The organism is Mangrovimicrobium sediminis (assembly GCF_004745945.1).
Lineage (GTDB): Bacteria > Pseudomonadota > Gammaproteobacteria > Pseudomonadales > Halieaceae > Mangrovimicrobium > Mangrovimicrobium sediminis.
In genome coordinates this window covers 69,670-91,621 of record NZ_SRLE01000009.1, presented here as the reverse complement: position 1 = coordinate 91,621, position 21,952 = coordinate 69,670, and the positions used below count along the sequence as shown (strand labels likewise).

Here is a 21,952-nt window from a genome sequence, read left to right as displayed (position 1 = left end):
CAGCCTGTCGGGTTGACAAGCGTAATGCTACGGCGTAGTTTCCTGAGCAATTGCTCAGTGCCGTCTGCGGTGCCCTCCATGCTGCCGACCTGGCACTGTTGCGGTATTAGCCTTTGGTACTTGTCTCTAGTGTTAGCCGGGTAGTTTCTGGCCAACAGGTATTGGCCCGGTACCAGCCACGCGACCTCGCGGAGCAGGCAATAATAAAAATGCGAGAGCACCCGTCCCGTCCGCTGTTTTCCAGCGCTCCCGAGCTTCGGGCGCCGCACACACGTGCGCGGCGGGCCAGCCCCTGCGGAGACCACCCATGAGCCGATTCTCTGAAGTCGAGTGCGCCATTCGCCAGCTCCACGCGCGCTACGCCGATGCGGTCTGGCGCAAGGACCTGGAGGCCTTCGGCGACTGTTTCACCGAGGATGCACAGTGGCGCATTGGCGGGCGCATCCAGCGTGGCCGCGCGGACATCGTCGACAACCTGCGCCGCCTGCTGCCCAATTTCGAGCGCGTGCTCATGACCTTCCGCACACCCCTACTGGAACTGGGCGAGGAGGAGGGCACCGCGACCGCGCGCACCTACGTCACCGAGAACAACATCTTCGCCGACGGCCGGCCGGGCTGCAGCATCGGCATCTATTACGAGCGCTTCGTCGAGCAGGAGGGCCGCTGGCGCTTCCACTGGCGGCTGTTCCAGACCCACTACCTGGGGCCCGCGGACATCAGCGGCCCGCTGTTCCCGAACCCCGACTTCGGCCCGCCGCCGCAGATGCCGCCGCTGGACGCCCCCACCTTCGACCATACGGGCCTGAGCAAGCGCGCCTGGTCCGAGGAGTGAGCCGGAAGAGTGAGTCGGAGGAGTGGATCGGACAACTGACTTTAAAGAGTGAACCGAAGGAAAGAGCTGCAAGAGAGAACCGCAAGAGAGACCCGGAAAAACAATAACCGCGCGCAGGTTCGCCCAGCGATAGCCTGGCGCACGGGGAATCACGAGCCGGGCAGTCGGTAGAGTCCAGCCCGGCAAACATGGACCCAGCAAGCACGAACCCAGCAACACGCTTCCACGACAGACACCAATAAGAAGACGCACAAGGAATTCACCATGAAATTGAAGCAAGCAGTGATGATCGCCGTGGGCGCCAGCCTCGCCCTGGAACCCGCCCTCGCCCTGGCCCAGGCACTGGAGGAAGTTGTGGTGACCGCGCGCAAACGCGAGGAGTCACTGCTCAAGGTGCCGGTAGTGGCCTCGGTGCTGAGCGCGGATCTCCTGGAGCGCTACCAGGTGCAGGACATGTACGCGGTGGCCCAGCGCGTGCCCGGCTTCGTCATGGGCGAGTCGGTGGGCACGGTGGGGATGCAGACCTCGTTGCGCGGCATCGGGCCCACCTCGCAGACCGCCACCGTCGACCAGTCGGTATCGCTGAACATCGACGGCCTGTCCCTCACCCAGGGTTACGCCTACGCCATCGGTATGTTCGACGTCGGTCAGGTGGAGGTGCTCAAGGGGCCGCAGGCACTGTTCTACGGCAAGAACAGTACCGCGGGCGTGATCTCGATGCGCTCCAAGGACCCGACCGACGAGCGCGAATTCCTCGCCCGTGTCGGCTACGAGAGCGAGGCCAAGCAGAACATCGTCGAGGGTATCGCCTCCGGCCCGGTCGGCGACTGGGCCAAGCTGCGCCTGGCCGCCAGCTACTCGGACATGGACGGCTACTTCGAGAACACCGGCGAGCCACTGCCCGGCCTCGGCAACGTGGCGCCGAAACACCGCGACTTCGCCCCGCGCGAGACGGTGATCCTGCGCGGCACCGCGCTGCTCGATCCGGTCGACTGGTACAGCGCGCGCTTCAAGCTCAATTACTCCGACGACAGCATGGAAGGCAGCGGCGGCGACGGCCAGCTGGTGTTCTGCCCCGATGGCACCGGCGGCGTCGAGGGTATCGGCATTCCCTTTATCGGCGACGCGGACTGCAAGCTGGACGGCAAGACCCAGCTCGGCGATTTCGACCCTGCGTTCTGGCCCGGCGTGCGCAACGGCGGCGTGCCGTTCATGGACTCCGAGCAGTGGTTCGGCACCCTGGAACAGGACTTCGAATTCACGCCGGAGCTGACCCTGACCTCGGTCACCGGCTACTACGATATCCACCAGGACAACCTGATCCGCGGCAGCGGCAGCAGCAACCCGACCATCGCTGCGGACTTCACCTTCGGCACCGAACAGTTCAGCCAGGAACTGCGCCTGACCTCCAACTTCAGCGACAGCCCGATCAACTTCATGGTCGGCGCCTTCTACCTGGACAGCGACATGGACGTGCGCAACCGCCTGCGCGCCAACACCGTGTTCGGCCTGCCGCCGCTGCTGCAGTCGGGCCTGCACACCATCGACATCGAGTCGATGTCCGCCTTCGGCCAGGTGCTGTGGCAGATCACCGACCAGTTCGAGATCGCCGCCGGCGCGCGCTACACCGAGGAGGAACGCCACCACCGCTTCTACGACTACCTCCAGGACGGCCGCGAGATCGACCTGCCCGACCCGGACCTGGATGCCAGCGATGTCTCGCCCGAGCTGTCCCTGACCTGGACGCCCTCGGACACGCTGACCCTGTTCGCCTCCTACCGCCAGGGCTTCAAGTCCGGCTCCTTCAACACGGTTATCTCACCGACGGAGAGCACTCTGTCCGCCTTCGAGGACGAGGAGGCCGAGGGCGTGGAGGCCGGCGTCAAGCTGCTCGCCTTCGAGGGCAGCCTGGCCGCCAACGCCGCGGTCTACTACTACGAGTACACCGACCTGCAGGTGGGCGCCAACGACCTCTCCGACACCGGTGCCATCCTGCTGCGCACCATCAACGCCGCCTCGGCGGTAGTGCAGGGCTTCGATGCCGACTTCACCTTCTCGCCGCAGAACGCGCCCAACCTGACCCTGTTCGGCGCGGTGAACTACAACATCGCGGAGTTCGACAAGTTCCCCAACGCCCCCTGCGGCAACGGCCAGACCATCGCCGAGGGCTGTAACCGGCTGCGCAACCCGGACACCGGCCTGTTCACCTCCCAGGACCTCGGCGACGAGCCGCTGGTGCGCGCGCCGGAGTGGACCGCCAGCGTGGGCTTCGATTACAGCATTCCGCTGTCCAACGGCATGGCCTGGGAACTGGGCGCCAGCACCCGCTACAGCGACGAGTACTTCACCAACCTCGTCGAGCTGCCCGAGTACAAGCAGGACAGCTACTTCAAGACCAGCGCCAGCGTGACTCTGCGCGGCGCGGACGACATCTGGGACGTGGCGCTCATCGCCAACAACCTCGAGGATGAAATCACCGCCGGCGTGTGCTCCAATTCCAACACCCAGAACGGCACCATCTTCGGCGGGCAGATCGCCGGGGGCGCGGAGAAGGGCCCCGCGGGTTCCGACGAACTGGGTTGTGTGGCCGAGCGCGGCCGGGAACTCTGGGTGCGTTTCACCCTGCGTTTCTAGGGCGTTCGCGCCGCTCCCGCGGCGGCTCACCGGGGCCGCCGCCGTTTTTACTCCGGACACAATGATGCAAGGCTCCCGCGCGACCCGTGAATCCTCCCGCGACAAGCTGATCCAGGCGGCGGCGGAGCTGATGCTGGAGTCCGGCTACGCCTCGGTCACCTCACGCCGGGTGGCTGCGGCGGCCGGGCTCAAGCCGCAGCTGGTGCACTACTATTTCAGTTCCATGGACGACCTCTACCTGGCGGTCTATGCGTGGTATTTTTCGGGCCTGTCCGAGCGCCAGGGCGAAATCACCGCCTCCGCCACGCCGCTGCGCGACCTGTGGCGCATGATGTGCGACTCGCGCGGCGTGATGCTCAACGAGTTCCTCGCGCTGGCCAACCACAAGCCGAAGATCAAGCGGGAGATTGCCGCCTTCAGCAGCCGCTTCCGCGCCGAGCAGGTGGCCCTGCTGGAACGGGTGGTGGACCCGCAGAGCCTGGAGCAGCACGGCATCACTGCGGCCATGCTCTCGCTGATGCTCAACTCCCTGGCGCGCAGCCTGGCCACCGAGCGCGAGTTCGGTATCGAGCAGGGGCACGCGGAGGCACTGGCCCGGGTGGAGCGCATGATCGAGGAAATCGACAGCCGCTATACACCGCCCGGTGCGGCGTGAACCGGCGCGCAATTTCGCGGTAAACCCGCCGCGCGGCTGTGACTGGGTTGGCAGCTGGCCCAGGTGAGCAATGGCGCTGCCTCAAGCGAGCGGCTACTATCAAAAGCCATGGGACTGGAAGTCGGGGCAAATGCAGGTAAGTATCGGGGTGCTGATCAGCGTCGGCGTGGCCTTCCTGCTACTGGGGGGAACCGCGGGCTGGCTGCTGTTCGCACTGATGCAGCAACGCAAGCTGGCGCATACTGACTACCTGACCGGCATCGCCAATCGCGGCAGCGTTTTCGAGCAGGGCTTCAAGCTGGTTGAGCACGCCCACGGCGAGGTCGAACCCTTTTCCATCGTCCTGTTCGACGTCGATCACTTCAAGAAGATCAACGATACCCTGGGCCATGGTGCCGGCGATCGCGCCCTGCGCGTTATCGTCAACGCCTCGCGGCGGGTGCTCGGGCAGCGTGAATTCCTCGGTCGCCTCGGCGGCGAGGAGTTTATCGCCGTCCTGCCCGGCTGTGGCCGGGAGGAGGCGATGAAGCGCGCGGAGTCCCTGCGCCTGGCGATCGCCCGGGCCGGTTTCCTCTATGCGGACAAGCACCCGGTCAATATGACCGCGAGCCTGGGTGTCGCCACCCTCGACCGCGACGTGGACTTCCAGATCCTGGTCAATCGCGCGGACGAAGCGCTCTACGTGGCGAAGAATTCCGGCCGCAACCGCGCGGTGCGTGCCTCCTCCTCCGCCGAGCGCCTGTCCGCCGGCATGGTGACTGTCGGCAGCCGGCAGCGCGTGCGCGGCTGACTGCCGCCGTACTCAGAGATTGGGCAGCAGCACGCTGTCGATCAGGTAGACGACCCCATTATCCACCTCAACGCCCTGGCAGGTGACCGCCGCGTTGTTCACGCGTGCCGCTCCGTCGGACCATGCGAAGTACACGTTCTGCCCCTGCAGGGTGGGCCGGCGCGACACGGTGAAGTATTTGCGTGGGTCGGCATTAGTGGTGGGCACCACGTGGTAGGTGAGTACGGCGCTGAGCAGGTCTGGGCTCGCCAGCACGGCATTGAGGACGGGTTCTGGCAGTGCGGCGAAGGCGTCGTTGGTCGGCGCGAACACGGTGATGTTGTCTGTGGTGGCCAGAGCGTCCGCCAGTCCGGCGGCGACAACAGCGTTTACCAGTGTGCTCAGTTCCGGCGTAGCGATAGCGGCGTCGACCACCGTGCCATCGAAGCTGGCGTTCCCGGTGGCGGCGCAATCAGCGAAACCCTGTGCCTTGGTACCGCTGGCAAATCCCAGGGCGAGGGTGGTGGCAGCGATCAGCGCTTTGAGTTTCATCATTCTCTCCTTCGGTTTATCGTCGGGTGAATGCCGCCGCTGGCGCAAAACCGCATTAAATGCCGGACCTCATGCACGCCAGCGTCGTGCTGGTAAAAATACGTACGGGTTGCGCAAACGGATGTATGCTGCGCGCCGATAGTCGTCGACTATACTGAGCGTGCCCCGCGCGTCGTTCGCCTGTGGGGTTTACCTGAGCCAATAAAACAAGAGGTCTCGCCATGCCCCGATCCACCCGTTTATCCAAGTCGTTCATTATCTGCCTGATGTTTCTGGCGGCCTGTTTCAGCGCGGCGCTGCGCGCGGAAACCGTCGAGCAGAAAGTGTGGGTCAAGGCAGTGGACACCGATGGCAGCTGCAGGGTGACTGCCTATTTCAAGGGCGACCACGACAACTGCAGCAACCACGACGCCCACGGGCGCGACGACTGCCCGAAGGACACCGGCTGTATCTGTACGCGGCAGGAAAAACACGTGACCTGGGCGATGGACGGCAGCGAGAGCTTCAGCGTGATGTTCGACCAGGGCAGCGAGAATCCCTTCGTGGAAAAGGGCGACAACGCCTGCAGCTTCAGCAGCAACAAGAAGGGCAAGCTGCGCTGCCGGGTGAAGGAAAAGAACACGCCGAAGGGCATCTACCACTACTCGGTGCATGTGAACCACTGCGAGCCGGCGAAGGTGAAGCTCAAGCTGTACTGAGCCGCGGCTCCTGCCGGCAGGTCGCCTGAGCGGTTGATCCGGGTCATGGTCGCGCTATGTATTAGTTGATACTAATATAAGAAGTTACTAATATAGCGCGGGTCGGGAGGATGGAGCGCTGTGCGCGGTCCTCCCCCATCTTCTGCGAGGAGGCGACCATGAACGTCGACAAAATGGTGTTTGCATTTGCCGGGACCTTTATCCTGCTGAGCCTGGCGCTGAGCCAGCTGCACTCGGTGTACTGGCTGTGGTTTACCGCGTTTGTCGGGGTCAACATGCTGCAGGCGGCCTTTACCGGTTTCTGCCCGCTGGCCATCATCCTGCGCAAGCTGGGCCGTCAGCCCGGCTGCGCGTTCGAGTAAACACCCGCTAGTCACCCGGGGAAGCGCATGTCCCATCCCGTCGATCGCCTGGTCCGTTACACCCTCGGTGGCGGCCTGCCCAAGCTCATATTCGTGGTGGGCGTGCTGGCGGGCATCCTCGCGCTGTACTTCACCCCGCGCGAGGAGGAGCCGCAGATTGTCGTCCCCATGGTGGACGTGCTGGTCGAGGCCCCGGGCCTGTCCGCGCGCCAGGTGGAGCGGCAGGTCACCATTCCCATGGAGAAACTGCTGGCGCAGATTCCGGGGGTGGAGCATGTCTACTCGTCCTCGGCCACCGGCCGCGCCTCCGCCACACTGCGCTTCTTCGTGGGCGAGGACCGCGAGGACTCGATCCTCAACACCTACAACAAGCTGTACTCCAACGTCGACCGCCTGCCACCGGTGGTGGCCAACTGGATGGTGCGCCCGGTCGAGGTCGACGATGTGCCCATCGTTATGCTCGCCCTGTGGAGCGAGGACCCGCAGCGCTACAGCGACTTCGAGTTGCGGCGCATGGCGGACGAGGTCTCCACCTTCCTGCAGGGCATACCCAGCACCAGTGAAGTGAACGTGGTCGGCGGCCGGCCGCGCACCGTGCGCATCCTGCTCGACCCGGAAAGCCTGGGCGCGCGGCGCACCACGGCGCAGGACATCGTCGGCGCGCTGTCGGTCTCCAACGTGCTGCGCAGCGCCGGCAACTGGACTTTGGGCAACCAGTCCATCGCCCTGGAAGGCGGAGACGTGCTGCGCGATGTCGGCGAGCTGCGCGAGCTGGTGGTCAATGTCATCGACGGCGTGCCGGTGTACCTGCGCGACGTGGCGCGGGTGGTGGACGGCCCCGACGAGGCGGACAACTACACCTGGATCGGCTTCGCCCCGGGGCACCCGCTGGGCGAGCTCGCCGACCGGCCGATGGTCGCCATTTCCGTGGCCAAGCAGCGCGGTACCAACGCAGTCAGCGTGGCGCGAGCCATCCATGAAGTGATGGGCGAGCTGCAGCAGGAACTGCTGCCGCCGGAAGTTCATGTGGAAGTGTTGCGCGACTACGGCCAGACCGCCAATGAGAAGGTCAACAACCTGACCAGTTCCCTGGGCTTCGCTATCGTCACCGTGGTGGTGTTCATCGGCGTGTTCCTCGGCTGGCGCCAGGCGGTGGTGGTCGGCCTCGCGGTGCCGATCTGCTACGGCATCACCCTGGCCCTGGACATGATGCTCGGCTACACCATCAACCGGGTGACCCTGTTCGCATTGATCCTCGCCCTCGGCCTGCTGGTGGACGACCCGATCACCGGCGTCGACAACATCAGCCGCTTCATGGGCCGCCGCGACCTGCCTCTCAAGGAGCGCGTGGTTCAGGCGATTGGCGAGATCCGCGTGCCGCTGATCATGTCCACCCTGACTATCGTGCTAGCCTTCCTGCCGCTGGCGGCGATCACCGGCATGATGGGTCCGTACATGGCGCCGATGGCCTTCAACGTGCCCGCCTCGGTGATCGCCAGTACGTTCGTGGCCTTCCTGGTCACGCCCTGGCTGGCCTGCAAGCTGTTGAAGGAGGCCGGCCCGGAGGAGGAAGGTCCCACCGACGGCGGCCTGTACGCCAAGATGATGGCGCCGATCCTGGACAGCAAGGGCCGTGGCAAATGGATTCTCTGGCTGGTGCTGTTTCTGTTCTTCGCCACCGCCATGCTGCCGGTGCTGCGCCTGGTGCCGCTGAAACTGTTGCCCTTCGACAACAAGAACGAGGTGCAGGTGCTAATCGACATGCCGGAGAGTGCCAGCCTCGAGGCGACCGCCGCGCTGGCGCGGGACATCGCCGCCGAGGTCAAGCGTGTGCCGGAAGTGCGCGCCGTGGCGGCCTTCGTCGGCCAGCCTTCGCCGATCGATTTCAACGGCCTGGTGCGCCGCTACTACATGCGCTCCGGGCCGCACATGGGCGAACTGCGCCTGACGCTGGCGGACAAGGCGGACCGCGCCCAGCAGTCCCACGCGCTGGTGTTGCGCCTGCGTGAGCTGCTCGCCCCCTACAGCCGCGATGGCATCAGCGTGAAGGTGGTGGAAGTGCCCCCGGGTCCGCCGGTGCTGAGCACCCTGGTGGCCGAAATCTACGGCGGCCCGGTGACTCCGTACGCGGTGCAAAAGGACGCCGCCCGGGCGCTGATAGCGCGGCTCTCCCGCGAGGCCCACGTGGTGGAGATCGACTCCACTATCGAGGCGGACAAGCCGCGCCTGCGCTTCGTCACCGACCGCCAGAAGGCGGCGCTGTCCGGCATCGCCGCCGATGACGTGGCGCAGACCCTGGCCATGGCCAACGCCGGCTTCAACGCGGGCTTTGTGCAACTCGAGCGCGAGTCGCGGCCGCTGCCCATCGAGCTGCGCCTGGACCCGGCCCAGCGCATCGTCGAGAACGACTTTGAGCGCCTGCTGGTGCGCGGCCGCCAAGGCGTGGCCAAGGCCAGCACGGCCGAGGGCCTGGAGATCGCCCCGCAGCCGCTGGCCGCCCTCGGCGAACTCGGCGCCTTCGAGCGCAGCGACGCAGACCAGGCCATTCACCACAAGGACCTGCGCCCGGTGGTCTACGTGATGGCTGAACTGAACGGCCGTACCCCGGCGGACATCATCGCCGACGTGCATTCCGACATGGGCGAACCCGCCGGCGAGGCCAATAGCTGGGAGGGCCGCACTTTCCTCACCAGCGGCGCCGGTGACGGCTGGCAGATGCCGGAGGGAACGGACCTGAAGTGGACCGGCGAGGGCGAGTGGCGCATCACCAAGGACGTGTTCCGCGACATGGGCCTGGGCTACGCTTTCGCGCTGGCGGCGATCTTCTTCGTGCTGCGCGTGCAGACCAGCTCCAACACCCTGTCGCTGATCATCATGCTGGCTATCCCGCTCACGGTGATCGGCATCATGCCCGGCTTCTGGCTGATGAACCAGTTCGGCGAACGCAGCGTGGCCGGCGCGCCGGACCCGGTGTTGTTCACCGCCACGGCGATGATAGGCATGATCGCCCTGGCCGGCATCGTGGTGCGCAACTCGCTGATCCTGGTGGAGTTCATCACCCAGGCCCGCGAGCGCGGCGCGAACATTCGCGACGCCCTGCTGCAGGCGGGCTCGGTGCGCATGCGGCCGGTGTTGCTCACCGCCGGCACGACCATGCTCGGCAACCTGGTCATTACGCTGGACCCGGTGTTCTCGGGCCTGGCGCTGGCCATTATTTTCGGCATCGTCGCCTCCACCGCGTTCACGCTGGTGGTGGTGCCGGTGGTGTACCTGCTGGTGTTCGGCGGGCAAGAGGATAACGCGGCGGCGCCCGGCGCCGCGCCAGAGGATGCACAATCATGAAAAAACTGCTGATGCCATTGCTGGCGATTATCGTGCTGCTGCTGATGGTGGCGTGGATGGCGGGCGCCTTCAGGGACAAGATCGAACCGGGCCTGGCGGACGCCGCCGCGGTCAACGCCAGCGATGCCGTGGCGGCGGTGCAGGAAAGCGCGCCCTACAGCGAGTCGGTGCCCGCCTCGGTGGAGGCCAAGGAGGCGACCATCATCTCCTCGCGGCTGCTGGCGCGCATCACCGCCATCGAGGTACGCGCCGGGGACTTCGTCGATGAAGGCCAGCTGCTGCTCACCCTGGAGAAAAAGGACTTGCTCGCCCGCGCGCAACAGGCCCGCGACCGCATCCGCGCGGTGGAGGCGCGCCTCACCGAGGCCCGCCAGAACCTGACCCGCGCCGAGGAACTGCACAAGCGCGGCCTGATCGCTGTAGCCGACCGCGACGCCGCCCGCGCCGACGCCGCCTCGCTGGAGGCGGAACTGGCCTCGGCGCGCCAGGCGCTGGAGGAGGCGGAAACTGCGGTGGCGTTCAGCGAGATCCGCTCGCCCATCGCCGGCCGTGTGGTGGACCGCTTCGCCGAACCCGGTGACACCGCTTCGCCGGGGGAGAAACTGCTCTCCCTGTACAACCCCTTCTCCCTGCGGGTGGAAGCCCGCGTGCGCGAGCAACTGGCGCTCTCCCTGGAGCAGGGCCAGATGCTGGAGGTCCAGGTGCCGTCGCTGGAGGCGACCTACCAGGCGAAGATCGAGGAGATCGTACCCGCCGCCGACCCCGGTTCGCGCAGCTTCCTGGTCAAGGCGATCCTGCCCTCGGAAAAACGCCTGCTGCCGGGCATGTACGCCCGCGTGCGGGTGCCGGCGGGGGAGCGTGAGCGCCTGCTGGTACCGGTCGAGCGCGTCGGCCATGTCGGCCAGCTCGACGTGGTCTGGGTGGCGGAGGGCGACAAGACCGTGCGCCGCTTCGTGCGCCTGGGCCGCGAGACCGGGGACGGCCTGGTCGAGGTCATCTCCGGCCTCAGCGCGGGCGACAAGCTGCTGCCGCAACCCTGATCCGCTGCGAACGCGGCCAGGCTACTGCGACTGGCACGTCGGATGTATCGCGCCTGGCGCCGCTGCCCCGTGTTGCCGCCAGGGCCGCTGGCTCACTGCGCGGCGAAGGCCGCGGGGCCGGCAGTCACCAGCGGCGGCAGGTCCGCGGTGCGCAGTAGTCCCGGCGGCGCCGCGCAGACGAAGGGAATGGCGTTGACCGGCGGGTTGGCGGTGAGCGCCGGGGTGTAATCACCCAGTTCGTCCAGTGACACCGGGAACTTCAGGTCGATCTCCAGCGAGGCGTCTCCGCGCAGGGTGACGCGCCAGCCGGTCTCACCCACGTTCCAGTCCGGGTCCAGGTCGGTGGTGATGTACATGACCTGGGCGAAACGCACCCGCTCCACCCCGTCCATGTAGCCGCTCTTCACTAACCGCCGGGCGCCCACCGTGCCCGCCTTGACGTCGCCGCAGATGGTCCAGGCGTCGCTGCGCGCCGCGGCGAACCCGGTTACCGTGCGCCACTCGTCGATCTCCCAGCCAGCGGCGCGGGCGATCGGCGCGAAGGCGGTGGGAGCGCTGGACAAGCGCGGCGTGGGGTAGGCATCCGGGTCCATGGGCCGGCCGAAGCCGATCTGGTCGAACAGCATGCCGGGGGAGTCGCGCCGGCTCATGTTGCCGAACTCCTCGATCTGGTAGAAATCCACCTGGCGCTGCAGGGAGAGCAGGGCGTAGGGGAAAATATCGGTGATGAAGCCGGGGCTGCTGCCGGTGCCGTACACCGACGCCCCACCCCTGGCGCAGGCCTCGGCCAGCCGCGCGCGATCGGCGGGCTCCAGGCCGCTGCCGCCGTCGTAGAGTTCCATGCAGATCGAGACGATATTGGTGCCGGCTTCGGCAAAGCGCACCAGGTCGTCGATGTCGACGACGCGCGGCATGTACAGCACGCAATCGGCGCCCAGCGCATGGATGGCCTCGCGGTCGGTGGTCATCGGCACGCCTGCCTCTGCCTCACCGCACAGTTCGCCAGCGTCGCGGCCGGCCTTGTCCGGGTTGTAGGTGAGGGCGCCGACCAGTTGCATGTCCGGGTGGCGGATGACCTCGCGCATGCTGCGCAGACCGATGTTCCCCGTCGCCCACTGGACGACGCGCAGGGGTTGCTGAGTTGTGCCCATTGTTATTCTCCGTGCACGGGTGAGGCGGCGTCGCGACGCCGGCAGGTTGTGGCGAACTGCTAGTGGCCAGCTGGCCACCCATGCTACGTAATCCGCCGCGGGAAACAAGCGTCTGTGCCGGGTCTCCCGATTCCATTATTATCCTGTGACATCCGGATGCCTCGCGAGCGCTCGTGAGGACCGGCCTTCGCCCGTCTTATCCCGCGGAAGAACCACGTGCAAAAACGCATTCTTGTCAGTGGCGGTGCCGGTTTTATCGGCTCCCACCTGTGTGAACGGCTGGTCAGTGATGGCCACCGGGTGTTGTGCCTGGATAATTTTTTCACCGGCACGCGTGAAAATATCGCCGGCCTCGCGCGGCACCCGGCCTTCGAGCTCATCGAGCAGGACGTCGCGGCGCCGTTGTCCCTGGAGGTCGATGAGATCTACAACCTGGCCTGCCCGGCATCGCCGGTGCACTACCGCCGCGACCCGGTGCAGACCACGCGCACCTGCGTCATGGGTGCGCTCAACATGCTCGACCTCGCCCACGCCTGCGGCGCGAAAATCCTGCAGGCGTCGACCAGCGAGGTGTACGGCGACCCCCAGGTGCACCCCCAGCCCGAGGGCTACTGGGGCAACGTCAACCCGATCGGCGAGCGCTCCTGCTACAACGAGGGCAAGCGCTGTGCCGAAACCCTGTTCTTCGATTTCTGGCGGCAGTACGGCACGCAGATCAAGGTGGCGCGCATCTTCAATACCTACGGCCCGCGCATGCAGGACGACGACGGCCGGGTGGTCAGCAATTTCATCGTGCAGGCCCTGCGCGGCGCGCCGTTGACGGTGTATGGCGACGGCCGGCAGACGCGCAGTTTCTGCTATGTGGATGATCTGGTCGACGGCCTTGTACACCTGATGGATGCCGGGCCGGAGTTGGTCGGCCCGGTCAACCTGGGCAACCCCGCCGAGTTCACCATGCTGGAACTGACCGGGGCGGTTGGCGAGGCAGTGGGCGGCGAGTGCGAGCTGGTCTTCCATCCCCTGCCGGGCGACGACCCGCGCCAGCGGCAGCCGGATATCGCCCTGGCCAGGGCTGCCCTCGGCTGGCAGCCGCACACGGACCTGGCATGCGGCCTGGCCCGTACCGTGGCCTATTTCCGCGAACGTCAGCCGGTGACGGAACTGCTGGACGGCGACGGCGGGCGGTAGCGCAGCTGCCATGCCAGCTGGCGGCCGCGGTTGATTGCCCGCCAGACAAGGCGGCGCAGGGCAGAGGGTCGCGGCAGGGAGTCTATCGCCTGCAGTATCGTTTCGGGTGCGACCGGCGCATGGCTGTGCTCCTGTGCCACGTGCACGTAGGGCATGCGGTAGAGCCGGCTCAGGCGCAGGAAATGGCGTTTACCGGGGCCGCTGTCATCGGCAATGTCATGCGGGCAGATCTCCACCAGCGCGGTGGGGCCGTCACACAGCACCATGTTGCCCAGCGCCGCGCCGTGCTGGCCGATCACCACGTCCGCCCAGCGCAGCGCAGCGGCCTGCGCTGCCAGGCTGTGGTCCTCAGGATACATCTCAATGGTGGCGGGATAAGTCTCGCGCACCCGCTGCAACAGTTCCGGGAAATTGGGCAGGGAGCGGCGATCAGTGCCGGCACCGGGGATTTCCGCCTCCGCGGAGAGGTAGAACGCCTGGGGCGCCTGGCGGTTGAACATGAGAATTTTCAGGCTGCCGTCTGCCGCGATCGGCAGGGTGGTCGCCTCCTGTGCGATGGCCGGACCGAGCCGTTCGAGCAGCACGGCGGTGGCGGTCTGGATCGCGCCGAAACGATAGGCGTTCGGGCCGTCGTAGCCCGGTACCCGCAAATGCTTCAGTGGCAGGCCCTGTGCGTCGGTATCGGTCTCGCCCAGTGCCTCGTGTGCGGAGCGTGGAAGAACGCGCAGCTTGCTGTAGCCCAGTCGCGGCAGGTGCTCGTCCATGATCGCGCAGCTGCGCACGTAGATGGCGGCGACCTCGGCGCGTGGCTGCAGGCGCTCGCAGGCGAGTACCAGTGGCACCAGGAAACCGAAGTAGAAATGGTAGTAGTGTTCCACCGACCCGCTGCGGTTGGCGCAGCTCAGGTGCACTGCGAAGGCCCCCGGCGCGGCTGCGGCCTTGCCGGGGGTGGGTTCGACGCCCGGCGAGGCCGGGCGCGGCGGTGCCGGGGTGTCCGGCCGCACGGGGAGAGCGGGCTTACTCGTCGAGGAAGCTGCGCAGGTAGTCGGAACGACTCGGGTGGCGCAGCTTGCGCAGGGCCTTGGCCTCGATCTGGCGGATACGCTCGCGGGTGACGTCAAACTGCTTGCCGACTTCCTCCAGCGTGTGGTCCGTGTTCATGTCGATACCGAAGCGCATGCGCAGCACTTTCGCCTCGCGGGCGGTGAGGCCGGCCAGCACTTCCTTGGTCGCTTCCTGCAGGCCCTGCCCGGTGGCGGCGTCGACCGGTGAGGAGATGGTGTTGTCCTCGATGAAATCGCCCAGGTGGGAATCCTCGTCGTCGCCGATCGGCGTCTCCATGGAGATCGGTTCCTTGGCGATCTTCAGCACCTTGCGCACCTTGTCCTCGGACATGTCCATGCGCTCACCGAGCTCCTCGGGGGTGGGCTCGCGGCCCATCTCCTGCAGCATCTGGCGGGAGATGCGGTTGAGCTTGTTGATGGTCTCGATCATGTGCACCGGGATACGGATGGTGCGCGCCTGGTCGGCGATCGAGCGGGTGATCGCCTGGCGAATCCACCAGGTGGCGTAGGTCGAGAACTTGTAGCCGCGGCGGTATTCGAACTTGTCCACCGCCTTCATCAGGCCGATGTTGCCCTCCTGGATCAGGTCCAGGAACTGCAGGCCGCGGTTGGTGTACTTCTTGGCGATGGAGATCACCAGGCGCAGGTTGGCCTCGACCATCTCTTTCTTGGCGCGGCGTGCACGGGCCTCGCCCATGGACATGCGGCGATTAATTTCCTTGATCTCGCTGACCGTCAGGCCGGAGGCTTCCTCGACCTGCTGGATACGGCGCTGCAGGCGCTGGATGTTGTCCTTCTCAGCGGTCAGCTTGGGGCCGAAGTCTTTCTTGCGCGTGTGGCGCGACACCCACTTCAGGTCAGACTCCGAGCCCTGGAAGGTGGTGATGAATTCCTTGCGCGGCATGCTGCACTGCTGCACGGCGATGCGCATGATCTGGCGCTCCTGGTCGCGCACGGCGGCCAGCAGTACCCGCGGCTCCTCGGAGATGGGGTCGAAGACGCGCGGGGTCAGCTTGAGGAACTTGAACAGTTCGCCCAGTTTCTCCATTTCCTTGACACTGTTGGCGTGGGAGCGGCCCTTGGCTGCGATCTCTTTCTCGGTCTTGTTGAACTGGCGCTTGAGCGCGGTGAAGCGCTTCTTGGCTTCAACCGGGTCGGGGCCGGACTCGGTTTCCTCGTCATCGTCGTCGTTGTTGTTGCTGTCGTTGGCGGCTTCGCTCATCTCGGCAGCGGAGGGCACGTCGTCGGTGGGGTCGAGATAGCCGACGATGATATCGCCCAGGCGGCGCTCTTCCTTGGCCACCAGGTCGTATTCGTCGAGGACCTGTTTGACGGCGCCCGGGTACAGGGCGAGGGCCGCCATCAGTTCGCGGATACCTTCCTCAATGCGCTTGGCGATGACGATCTCACCCTCGCGGGTGAGCAGTTCCACCGTGCCCATCTCGCGCATGTACATGCGCACTGGGTCGGTGGTGCGGCCGGCCTCGGTTTCCACCGCGGCCAGAGCGGCGGCGGCCTCGGCGGCGGCGATGTCGTCGGCGGAGGAATCACCCTCGGTCATCAGCAACTCGTCGGCATCCGGGGCGCTTTCGAACACCTGGATACCCATGTCGTTGATCATCTGGATGATGTCTTCTACCTGATCCGGATCGGAGATATCCTCCGGGAGGTGGTCGTTCACCTCGGCGTAGGTCAGGTAGCTTTGCTCCTTACCCTTGGCGATCAGGGCCTTGAGTCGGGACTGTTGTTGTACAACGTCGGACATTAAGCTCATACCTTTAAAAACTTGCAAAAAAAAGTCAGCCGGTAATTATAGCTAGTTTTTGCTCAAACAACCAGCTCACGTGTTTAAAAAGTAGACAACAGAGGCTGGATTTCGTCCCGCCTGTTGCCGCCCGTTCTGACCCGCTACTGCTCTTTACCGCTTTACCGCCGACTTCACTACTTCCTGCTTCCTGCTTCCCATTACCTGCTTCGCTTCTGGCCTCGGGCCTGTCGCAAATCCCCGGTCGTCGGCTGGATATGCGGCCGGTGCACCGGATTGCAACCGTTGTGCTTCGACTGACCTGTTTCTCGCCTACTTTTCGACTTTGTTTGGGCCTTTGCGCCTTTCGGTGTCCCGTTTCCAGGGAGTGACGTTCCGGCTGTCGCCCTCGAGCGTGCTCGAACAGGCTTGCCTCGAAATGCCTGCGCGGGATTCTTCGCCTCGAAATCGGTGCGTTGACCCTTCGCGATAACGTTACAGCGCAAGGGTTCAGCGCTCTCGCCGCCTGGTTTTCACGTTCGGGGATGTTCCCGAACCCCAGCCACAGAGGCTTTGTCTTCGAGATCGCGCTTCTGGATTTCGAGCTGCAGCCGAGATGTCGCTTACGGACTCTTGCCTCGAACTCCTGCGTTGGGCTTTTGTTGTTTCGAGCCTCGGCTTCTGTTTGGAGCCTCGGCTTCGAGAGTTTGCCTGGAGTTCGGACTATGAGCATTTGCCAGCTCGGCGCCAGCCTGGTTTGCCGCACGTTCGCTGCCGGGGACCCAAGCGCCGCGTGGCGGTATTCGGGGCCGGGTTCAGCACCTGTTTGTGTCGATGTTTAGCTCGCTCTATCGCGCTCGCATGATCGCAGTCGTGGGTCGTGTGATGGCCCGTGGTAGCCGGTTGCCGGCCGCGATGGCCGGCCGCTTTGACAACCTTAGTCGAGTCCTGTTCGTGCTGTCGGCAAGTTTGTCGCTCGCCGCCAGAACTGTGATGCAGTTGGCATTCCTGAAAATTATTTCAAAAAGCTTTTTGCATTTTTGCGCATTCTGCGCTGTGCGATTTTGACGGGCGACAGCGCCGCACTGCAAAAAACTTTCCGTGTTTATAGGGTTAAAACAGCGTTGATCAGATATCGCGACGTTCGCGTTCTGCATCCCGCCGGCGCTTTTCCTGAAGGAGTTCGCGCAGACGCTGTTTCTCCAACTCGCTGACCTCAGCGTAGTTGGTGTGCTTGAGTTTGTCGACCTGGGCTGCCAGTTGGGTTTGCTGTGGCAGGCGCCTGCACAGTGCATCCAGCGTGTCGCGGAACTGGCGGTCGATACCTTCGGTGGGAATCAGGCGCTCCTGGCCGGCGAGTCGCGCCAGCAGGTCGCCCTCCGGGCGCCCGTACCAGTGGCCCAGCAGCATGCCCGTATTCGACTCCGGGCGCAGGCGTACCAGTTCGATCAACTCGCGCAGTAGGCGGGCGTCCGGCGCAGGTGATTCAGCCAGCGGTGCGGGGTCGACGTCGCGCGCCACCGACGGTTTGTGCAGGATCAATGCGATGGCACCCTGCGCGATATTCGCGTAGCCCGAAGGCATTACCGGCTGCGCGTCGCGGCGCGCGCCGGGTGCGGCGGAGGCAGATGCAGATGCCGACCCGGATGAGGGTGCGTCGGGCCAGTCCCCGGGTGGAGCCTCTGGCTCTGTCGGGGCGTCAGGGTAGTCGTGAGTACCTGCTGCGGGCGCCGGTTCCGGCGGTGTCGCGGCCTCTGCGGCGGCGGCTTCCAGGCGCAGCAGGCTGTCCAGTTCCAGTCCGGTGCGGCGCGCCAGTTCCTGCAGCATCAGCTCCCGGAACACGCCGTCCGGCAGTCGCCGCACATGCGGCAGTGCCAGTCGGGCCATGCGCGCGCGGCCATCCAGGCTGCGCGTGTCGATGCCCTCGGCGACGGTCTCGAACAGGAATTCCTCCATCGGCAGCGCGCTGTCCAGCAGGGCCTGGAAGCCCTCGGCGCCGGCGCTGCGCACCATGCTGTCCGGATCCTCACCCTCGGGCAGGAACAGGAAGCGCGCCTGGCGGCCGTCCTCCAGCACTGGCAGGGCGGCCTCCATCGCCCGGGAGGCGGCGCGGCGCCCTGCAGTGTCGCCATCGAAGCAAAAGATGACCTCCGGGCAGCGGCGGAAGATGCGCTCGAGGTGGGCGGTACTGGTGGCGGTGCCGAGGGTGGCGGTAGCGAAGGTGATGCCGTGCTGGAACAGGGCGATCACGTCCATGTAGCCCTCGACGACGAGAATGCGTTGCAGATTGCGATTCGCCTGCAGGACCTGGTAGAAGCCGTAGAGCTCGCGGCCCTTGTGGAAGACCGCGGTCTCGGGCGAGTTGAGGTACTTGGGTTTGTCGTCGCCCAGTACCCGGCCGCCGAAGGCGATGACGCGGCCGCGCTGGTCGCGGATGGGGAACACGATGCGGTCGCGGAAGCGGTCGTAGACGCGGCCCTGGTCGTTCTCCACCAGCATGCCGGCGTCGGCGAGCAGCTTGCGCGTGGCCTCGTCCTTGCCCAGTGCCTGCAGCAGGTTGTCCCAGCCGGGCGGGGCGAAGCCGAGGTCGAACTGCCGGGCGATCTCCCCGGTCAGGCCGCGTCCCTTGAGGTAGTCCACCGGGCGGTTCTTCTGCGGGTGCTGGCGCAGCTGCTGCTTGTAGAAGCTGGCCGCTTCCTCCAGCAGCTTGTACAGCGACCGGTGCTCCTCCTCGCGCCGGGCCTGTCCCGGAGCGGTGCTCTCCCGGGGGACTTCGAGACCGACGCTGCTGGCAAGGGCTTCCACTGCACGGGGGAACTCCAGGTTTTCGTAGTCCATCACGAAACCCAGGGCATTGCCGCCTGCGCCGCAGCCGAAGCAGTAGTAGAACTGCTTGTCCGGGTTGACCGAGAAGGAGGGCGTTTTCTCTTCGTGGAACGGGCAGCGTGCGGTGTAGTTCTTGCCGGACTTCTTCAGCTTCACACGGCGGTCGATCACCTCGACGATATCGAGGCGGTCCAGCAACTCGTCGAGAAATGCCTGTGGAATCCGTCCAGCCATACGCTATTGAACCACCAGCCCCGCCACCAATAAAAGTGGGGTCAGAGGAGACTTTGATTGATGGCCGGCTTTACGAGGCGAGGCGGGCCTTGACCAGGGCGCTGACGGCGCCCATGTCGGCGCGGCCCTGTACCTTGGGCTTGAGCTGGCCCATGACCGCGCCCATGGCCTGCATGCCGCTGGCGCCGGAGGCGGCGATGGCCTCGTCGATCAGGGTGTTGATCTCGTCCTCGCCCAGTTGGGCGGGGAGGAATTCCTGGAGCACCGCGATCTCGCCGTTTTCCTGGTCGGCCAGGTCCTGGCGACCAGCGTCGAGATACTGCTGGGCGGAGTCGCGGCGCTGCTTGACCATTTTGTCGAGCACCGCGAGGGCGCGCGCGTCATCGACTTCGACGCGCTCGTCGACTTCGATGCGTTTGAATTCGGCCTGGATCAGCCGGATGGTCGCCAGTCGCTCCTTGTCGCGGGCCTTCATGGCCGCTTTCTGCTCGGCCTTGACGCTCGCCAGGATGGACTGGTCAGACATGGGGGTCCTGCGTCGACCTCAGTAGAGGCGGACGCGCTTGCGGTTTTCCCGGGCCAGCTTCTTGGCGTGACGCTTGACGGCTGCAGCCGCGGCGCGCTTGCGCACGGTGGTCGGCTTCTCGTAGTGCTCGCGCTTGCGCACCTCAGCCAGGATGCCGGCTTTCTCGCAGGAGCGCTTGAAGCGGCGCAGGGCGACGTCGAAAGGCTCGTTTTCCTTAACCTTGATGTGTGGCATTCAGTTTCTACCTGTCTCGTTGATTCCGCGGGACCGGCGGCCCGCGGGGCCGGCAATCACCTGAAAGGGCGCGCATTCTATACTCAAGCGGACCCCTTTGCAAAGGCCCTGCGAGGGGCGGATTGGGTAAAAAATGGCCAAACCCGCTGGTTTGCCCCCGGGGCAGCCAGTATCATGCGCCGGAAATCGAATCCGGACACCAACTATGCTCGTTCTGGGCCTGGAAACCTCCTGCGACGAAACCGGCGTGGCGCTGTTCGACAGCGAGCGCGGCCTGCTCGCGGATGCCCTGTACAGCCAGGTCGATATCCATGTCGAGTACGGCGGCGTGGTGCCGGAACTGGCCTCCCGCGACCACGTGCGCAAGACCCTGCCGATGGTCGAGGAAGTACTGCGCAGCGCCGGAGTCGCCGGCGCGGACCTCGACGGCGTCGCCTACACCGCGGGGCCCGGCCTGGTCGGCGCACTGATGGTCGGCGCCACCCTGGCCCGCGCCCTAGCCTGGGGCTGGGGGGTGCCGGCGCTGGGCGTGCACCACATGGAAGGCCACCTGCTGGCACCCATGCTCGAGGATGAGCGCCCGGAATTCCCCTTTGTCGCCCTGCTGGTCTCCGGCGGCCACACCCAACTGGTGCGGGTCGATGGCATCGGCCGCTACCGCCTGCTCGGCGAATCCCTGGACGACGCCGCCGGCGAGGCCTTCGACAAGACCGCCAAGCTGCTCGGCCTGCCCTACCCGGGCGGTCCGCATATCGCCCGCCTGGCCGCTGAGGGCGACCCCGCGCGCTTCGACTTCCCGCGCCCCATGGTCGGCAAACCCGGGCTGGATTTCAGTTTCAGCGGCCTCAAGACTTACGCCCTGAACACGGTGGAGGACTGCCGCGCCGCCGGCGGGCCCAGCGAGAAGGACTGCCGCGACATCGCCCGCGCCTTCGAGGACGCGGTGGTCGACACCCTGGTCATCAAGTGCCGCCGGGCGTTGCGCCAGGAGGGGCTGAAAACCCTGGTCATCGCCGGCGGGGTGAGCGCCAACCGCAACCTGCGCGCCTCCCTCACCGAGGCCCTGGCCAGGGAGCGCGCCCGGGTGTTCTACCCGGCGCCGCGCTTCTGTACCGACAACGGCGCGATGATCGCCTTTGCCGGTGCCCAGCGCCTGGCCGCCGGGCAGCGCGACGACGCAGATACTGCCGTGCGTCCGCGCTGGCCGATGGAAGAGTTGCCGCCGCTGGAGGGCGCCGCCTGATGGACATCGTCTATATACGTGGGTTGCGCACCGAGGCGGTAATCGGCGTCTACGACTGGGAGCGCAACATCCGCCAGCCCCTGGTGCTCGACCTGGACCTGGCCAGCGACAATCGCGCCGCGGCCGCCACCGACGGCATCGCCGAGGCGGTGGATTACGACGCCATCTCCCAGCGTGTGCTGGCTTACGTCGCTGACAGCCAGTTCCAACTGATCGAAACCCTCGCCGAACGGGTCGCCGAACTGGTGATTGCGGAGTTCGGCATCCCCTGGCTGCGCCTGCGCGTCTCCAAGCCCGGGGCGGTGGCCATGGCCGACGACGTGGGCGTGATCATCGAGCGGCCCTGATGGCGCAGGTTTTCCTCGGCCTGGGCAGCAATGTCGAGCGCGAACGCTACATCGCGGCGGGCCTGGACGCGCTGGCGGAGCTGTTCGGTGAGCTGGCGATCTCTCCGGTGTACGACTGCCCCGCCGTAGGGTTCGACGGCCAGCCCTTCTATAACCTGGTAGTCGGTGTCGAGACCACTTTAAGTGTGGGTGAACTGGCCCGCCGCCTGCGCGCCATCGAGATGGCCCACGGCCGCGCCGCGGACGCCCCGCGCTTCGCCCCGCGCCAGCTGGACATCGACATCCTGACCTACGACGACCTCACCGGTGTTATCGACGGTGTCGAACTGCCGCGCGGGGAGTTGCTGAATCGTGCCTTTGTGCTGCGGCCGATGGCCGATCTGGTCCCCGATCTGTGCCACCCGCTGGATGGCCGCAGCTATGCCAGCCTGTGGCGGGCCTTCGGCGACGATGGGGGCCTGCGCCCGGCGGTTTATTCCTGGCGCGGGCGGCCGCTTTAGTTCCTGGCGCG

General features: G+C 65.9%; 20 protein-coding genes. 13 read left to right on the top strand and 7 right to left on the bottom strand.

Annotated features, from left to right (window positions below; genetic code table 11):
• Positions 1-307: 307 nt before the first annotated feature.
• The 4 genes from E4634_RS13340 (at position 308) to E4634_RS13325 (ending at position 4,911) form a co-directional block, all read left to right on the top strand.
• Positions 308-832 carry a nuclear transport factor 2 family protein gene (locus E4634_RS13340; RefSeq protein ID WP_135444695.1) on the top strand — a complete coding sequence of 175 codons (525 nt, stop codon included), beginning with the start codon at positions 308-310 and terminating at the stop codon, positions 830-832.
• A gap of 264 nt (positions 833-1,096) precedes the next feature.
• Positions 1,097-3,466 (top strand): TonB-dependent receptor, encoded by a 2,370-nt coding sequence (locus E4634_RS13335; protein ID WP_135444694.1) that lies wholly within the window; start codon positions 1,097-1,099, stop codon positions 3,464-3,466.
• Positions 3,467-3,530: 64 nt separating this feature from the next.
• Positions 3,531-4,121: a TetR/AcrR family transcriptional regulator gene (locus tag E4634_RS13330; RefSeq protein ID WP_167854912.1), complete on the top strand. Its 591-nt coding sequence runs from the start codon at positions 3,531-3,533 to the stop codon at positions 4,119-4,121.
• A 130-nt stretch (positions 4,122-4,251) separates the two neighbouring features.
• Entirely contained in the window at positions 4,252-4,911 is a 660-nt protein-coding gene (locus tag E4634_RS13325; RefSeq protein WP_167854910.1) for a GGDEF domain-containing protein, read from the top strand.
• Between the two features lie 12 nt (positions 4,912-4,923).
• Here the strand turns inward: E4634_RS13325 and E4634_RS13320 are convergent, their stop codons facing one another.
• Entirely contained in the window at positions 4,924-5,442 is a 519-nt protein-coding gene (locus E4634_RS13320) for a fasciclin domain-containing protein (RefSeq protein WP_240725184.1), read from the bottom strand.
• 221 nt (positions 5,443-5,663) lie between these two features.
• Here E4634_RS13320 and E4634_RS13315 point away from each other — a divergent pair, with 221 nt between their 5' ends.
• The 4 genes from E4634_RS13315 to E4634_RS13300 all read left to right on the top strand — a co-directional run bounded on the left by E4634_RS13315 (position 5,664) and on the right by E4634_RS13300 (position 10,884).
• A complete protein-coding gene (locus E4634_RS13315) occupies positions 5,664-6,140 on the top strand; it encodes a hypothetical protein (RefSeq protein ID WP_135444686.1) in 477 nt (158 codons plus the stop codon).
• A 158-nt stretch (positions 6,141-6,298) separates the two neighbouring features.
• Positions 6,299-6,502 carry a YgaP family membrane protein gene (locus E4634_RS13310; RefSeq protein ID WP_135444684.1) on the top strand — a complete coding sequence of 68 codons (204 nt, stop codon included), beginning with the start codon at positions 6,299-6,301 and terminating at the stop codon, positions 6,500-6,502.
• 27 nt (positions 6,503-6,529) lie between these two features.
• Positions 6,530-9,844: an efflux RND transporter permease subunit gene (locus E4634_RS13305; protein WP_135444682.1), complete on the top strand. Its 3,315-nt coding sequence runs from the start codon at positions 6,530-6,532 to the stop codon at positions 9,842-9,844.
• Positions 9,841-10,884: an efflux RND transporter periplasmic adaptor subunit gene (locus E4634_RS13300; protein ID WP_135444680.1), complete on the top strand. Its 1,044-nt coding sequence runs from the start codon at positions 9,841-9,843 to the stop codon at positions 10,882-10,884. Before E4634_RS13305 ends, E4634_RS13300 begins: the two co-directional genes overlap by 4 nt.
• Before the next feature lie 92 nt (positions 10,885-10,976).
• Here E4634_RS13300 and E4634_RS13295 read toward each other — a convergent pair whose 3' ends face one another.
• On the bottom strand, positions 10,977-12,035 hold the full coding sequence (locus E4634_RS13295) for an NAD(P)H-dependent amine dehydrogenase family protein (RefSeq protein ID WP_135444678.1): 1,059 nt from the start codon (positions 12,033-12,035) through the stop codon (positions 10,977-10,979).
• A gap of 216 nt (positions 12,036-12,251) precedes the next feature.
• Here E4634_RS13295 and E4634_RS13290 point away from each other — a divergent pair, with 216 nt between their 5' ends.
• Positions 12,252-13,223, top strand: a complete 972-nt coding sequence (locus E4634_RS13290) for a UDP-glucuronic acid decarboxylase family protein (RefSeq protein WP_206046880.1) — start codon at positions 12,252-12,254, stop codon at positions 13,221-13,223.
• Here the strand turns inward: E4634_RS13290 and E4634_RS13285 are convergent.
• Positions 13,181-14,227: a glycosyltransferase 61 family protein gene (locus E4634_RS13285; protein ID WP_167854909.1), complete on the bottom strand. Its 1,047-nt coding sequence runs from the start codon at positions 14,225-14,227 to the stop codon at positions 13,181-13,183. The two genes, E4634_RS13290 and E4634_RS13285, sit on opposite strands and share 43 nt — an antisense overlap.
• A 13-nt stretch (positions 14,228-14,240) precedes the next feature.
• Complete coding sequence (gene rpoD, locus E4634_RS13280; RefSeq protein WP_135444673.1) at positions 14,241-16,052, bottom strand: RNA polymerase sigma factor RpoD; 1,812 nt, start codon at positions 16,050-16,052, stop codon at positions 14,241-14,243.
• 807 nt (positions 16,053-16,859) lie between these two features.
• On the opposite strand from rpoD, the gene E4634_RS13275 reads away from it, so the two are divergent.
• Entirely contained in the window at positions 16,860-17,099 is a 240-nt protein-coding gene (locus E4634_RS13275) for a hypothetical protein (protein ID WP_135444672.1), read from the top strand.
• A 60-nt stretch (positions 17,100-17,159) separates the two neighbouring features.
• On the opposite strand, the gene dnaG is transcribed toward E4634_RS13275, so the two are convergent.
• From dnaG to rpsU, 3 genes are all read right to left on the bottom strand, one after another.
• Positions 17,160-19,091, bottom strand: a complete 1,932-nt coding sequence (gene dnaG, locus E4634_RS13270; RefSeq protein WP_135444670.1) for a DNA primase — start codon at positions 19,089-19,091, stop codon at positions 17,160-17,162.
• A 70-nt stretch (positions 19,092-19,161) separates the two neighbouring features.
• Complete coding sequence (locus E4634_RS13265) at positions 19,162-19,617, bottom strand: GatB/YqeY domain-containing protein (RefSeq protein ID WP_135444668.1); 456 nt, start codon at positions 19,615-19,617, stop codon at positions 19,162-19,164.
• Between the two features lie 18 nt (positions 19,618-19,635).
• Positions 19,636-19,851, bottom strand: a complete 216-nt coding sequence (gene rpsU, locus E4634_RS13260; protein WP_135444666.1) for a 30S ribosomal protein S21 — start codon at positions 19,849-19,851, stop codon at positions 19,636-19,638.
• 205 nt (positions 19,852-20,056) lie between these two features.
• Between rpsU and tsaD the strand changes: the two genes are divergently transcribed.
• The 3 genes from tsaD to folK are packed head-to-tail and all read left to right on the top strand — an operon-like array spanning position 20,057 to position 21,941.
• Complete coding sequence (gene tsaD / locus E4634_RS13255) at positions 20,057-21,094, top strand: tRNA (adenosine(37)-N6)-threonylcarbamoyltransferase complex transferase subunit TsaD (RefSeq protein ID WP_135444664.1); 1,038 nt, start codon at positions 20,057-20,059, stop codon at positions 21,092-21,094.
• Positions 21,094-21,441, top strand: coding sequence for a dihydroneopterin aldolase (gene folB, locus E4634_RS13250; protein WP_135444662.1), 348 nt, complete (start codon positions 21,094-21,096; stop codon positions 21,439-21,441). The genes tsaD and folB overlap by 1 nt, the downstream gene beginning before the upstream one ends.
• A complete protein-coding gene (folK, locus tag E4634_RS13245; protein WP_135444660.1) occupies positions 21,441-21,941 on the top strand; it encodes a 2-amino-4-hydroxy-6-hydroxymethyldihydropteridine diphosphokinase in 501 nt (166 codons plus the stop codon). The genes folB and folK overlap by 1 nt, the downstream gene beginning before the upstream one ends.
• The last annotated feature ends 11 nt before the right edge of the window (positions 21,942-21,952 follow it).

What these genes read in the sequence shown, in the direction of transcription:
- E4634_RS13340 (WP_135444695.1), top strand. Translation starts at nt 308, where the DNA reads ATGAGCCGATTCTCTGAAGTCGAGTGCGCCATTCGCCAGCTCCACGCG.
- E4634_RS13320 (WP_240725184.1), bottom strand. Translation starts at nt 5,442, where the DNA reads ATGAAACTCAAAGCGCTGATCGCTGCCACCACCCTCGCCCTGGGATTT.
- E4634_RS13315 (WP_135444686.1), top strand. Translation starts at nt 5,664, where the DNA reads ATGCCCCGATCCACCCGTTTATCCAAGTCGTTCATTATCTGCCTGATG.
- E4634_RS13305 (WP_135444682.1), top strand. Translation starts at nt 6,530, where the DNA reads ATGTCCCATCCCGTCGATCGCCTGGTCCGTTACACCCTCGGTGGCGGC.
- E4634_RS13325 (WP_167854910.1), top strand. Translation starts at nt 4,252, where the DNA reads ATGCAGGTAAGTATCGGGGTGCTGATCAGCGTCGGCGTGGCCTTCCTG.
- E4634_RS13295 (WP_135444678.1), bottom strand. Translation starts at nt 12,035, where the DNA reads ATGGGCACAACTCAGCAACCCCTGCGCGTCGTCCAGTGGGCGACGGGG.
- E4634_RS13300 (WP_135444680.1), top strand. Translation starts at nt 9,841, where the DNA reads ATGAAAAAACTGCTGATGCCATTGCTGGCGATTATCGTGCTGCTGCTG.
- E4634_RS13310 (WP_135444684.1), top strand. Translation starts at nt 6,299, where the DNA reads ATGAACGTCGACAAAATGGTGTTTGCATTTGCCGGGACCTTTATCCTG.
- folK (WP_135444660.1), top strand. Translation starts at nt 21,441, where the DNA reads ATGGCGCAGGTTTTCCTCGGCCTGGGCAGCAATGTCGAGCGCGAACGC.
- folB (WP_135444662.1), top strand. Translation starts at nt 21,094, where the DNA reads ATGGACATCGTCTATATACGTGGGTTGCGCACCGAGGCGGTAATCGGC.
- dnaG (WP_135444670.1), bottom strand. Translation starts at nt 19,091, where the DNA reads ATGGCTGGACGGATTCCACAGGCATTTCTCGACGAGTTGCTGGACCGC.
- rpsU (WP_135444666.1), bottom strand. Translation starts at nt 19,851, where the DNA reads ATGCCACACATCAAGGTTAAGGAAAACGAGCCTTTCGACGTCGCCCTG.
- rpoD (WP_135444673.1), bottom strand. Translation starts at nt 16,052, where the DNA reads ATGTCCGACGTTGTACAACAACAGTCCCGACTCAAGGCCCTGATCGCC.
- tsaD (WP_135444664.1), top strand. Translation starts at nt 20,057, where the DNA reads ATGCTCGTTCTGGGCCTGGAAACCTCCTGCGACGAAACCGGCGTGGCG.
- E4634_RS13265 (WP_135444668.1), bottom strand. Translation starts at nt 19,617, where the DNA reads ATGTCTGACCAGTCCATCCTGGCGAGCGTCAAGGCCGAGCAGAAAGCG.
- E4634_RS13330 (WP_167854912.1), top strand. Translation starts at nt 3,531, where the DNA reads ATGCAAGGCTCCCGCGCGACCCGTGAATCCTCCCGCGACAAGCTGATC.
- E4634_RS13335 (WP_135444694.1), top strand. Translation starts at nt 1,097, where the DNA reads ATGAAATTGAAGCAAGCAGTGATGATCGCCGTGGGCGCCAGCCTCGCC.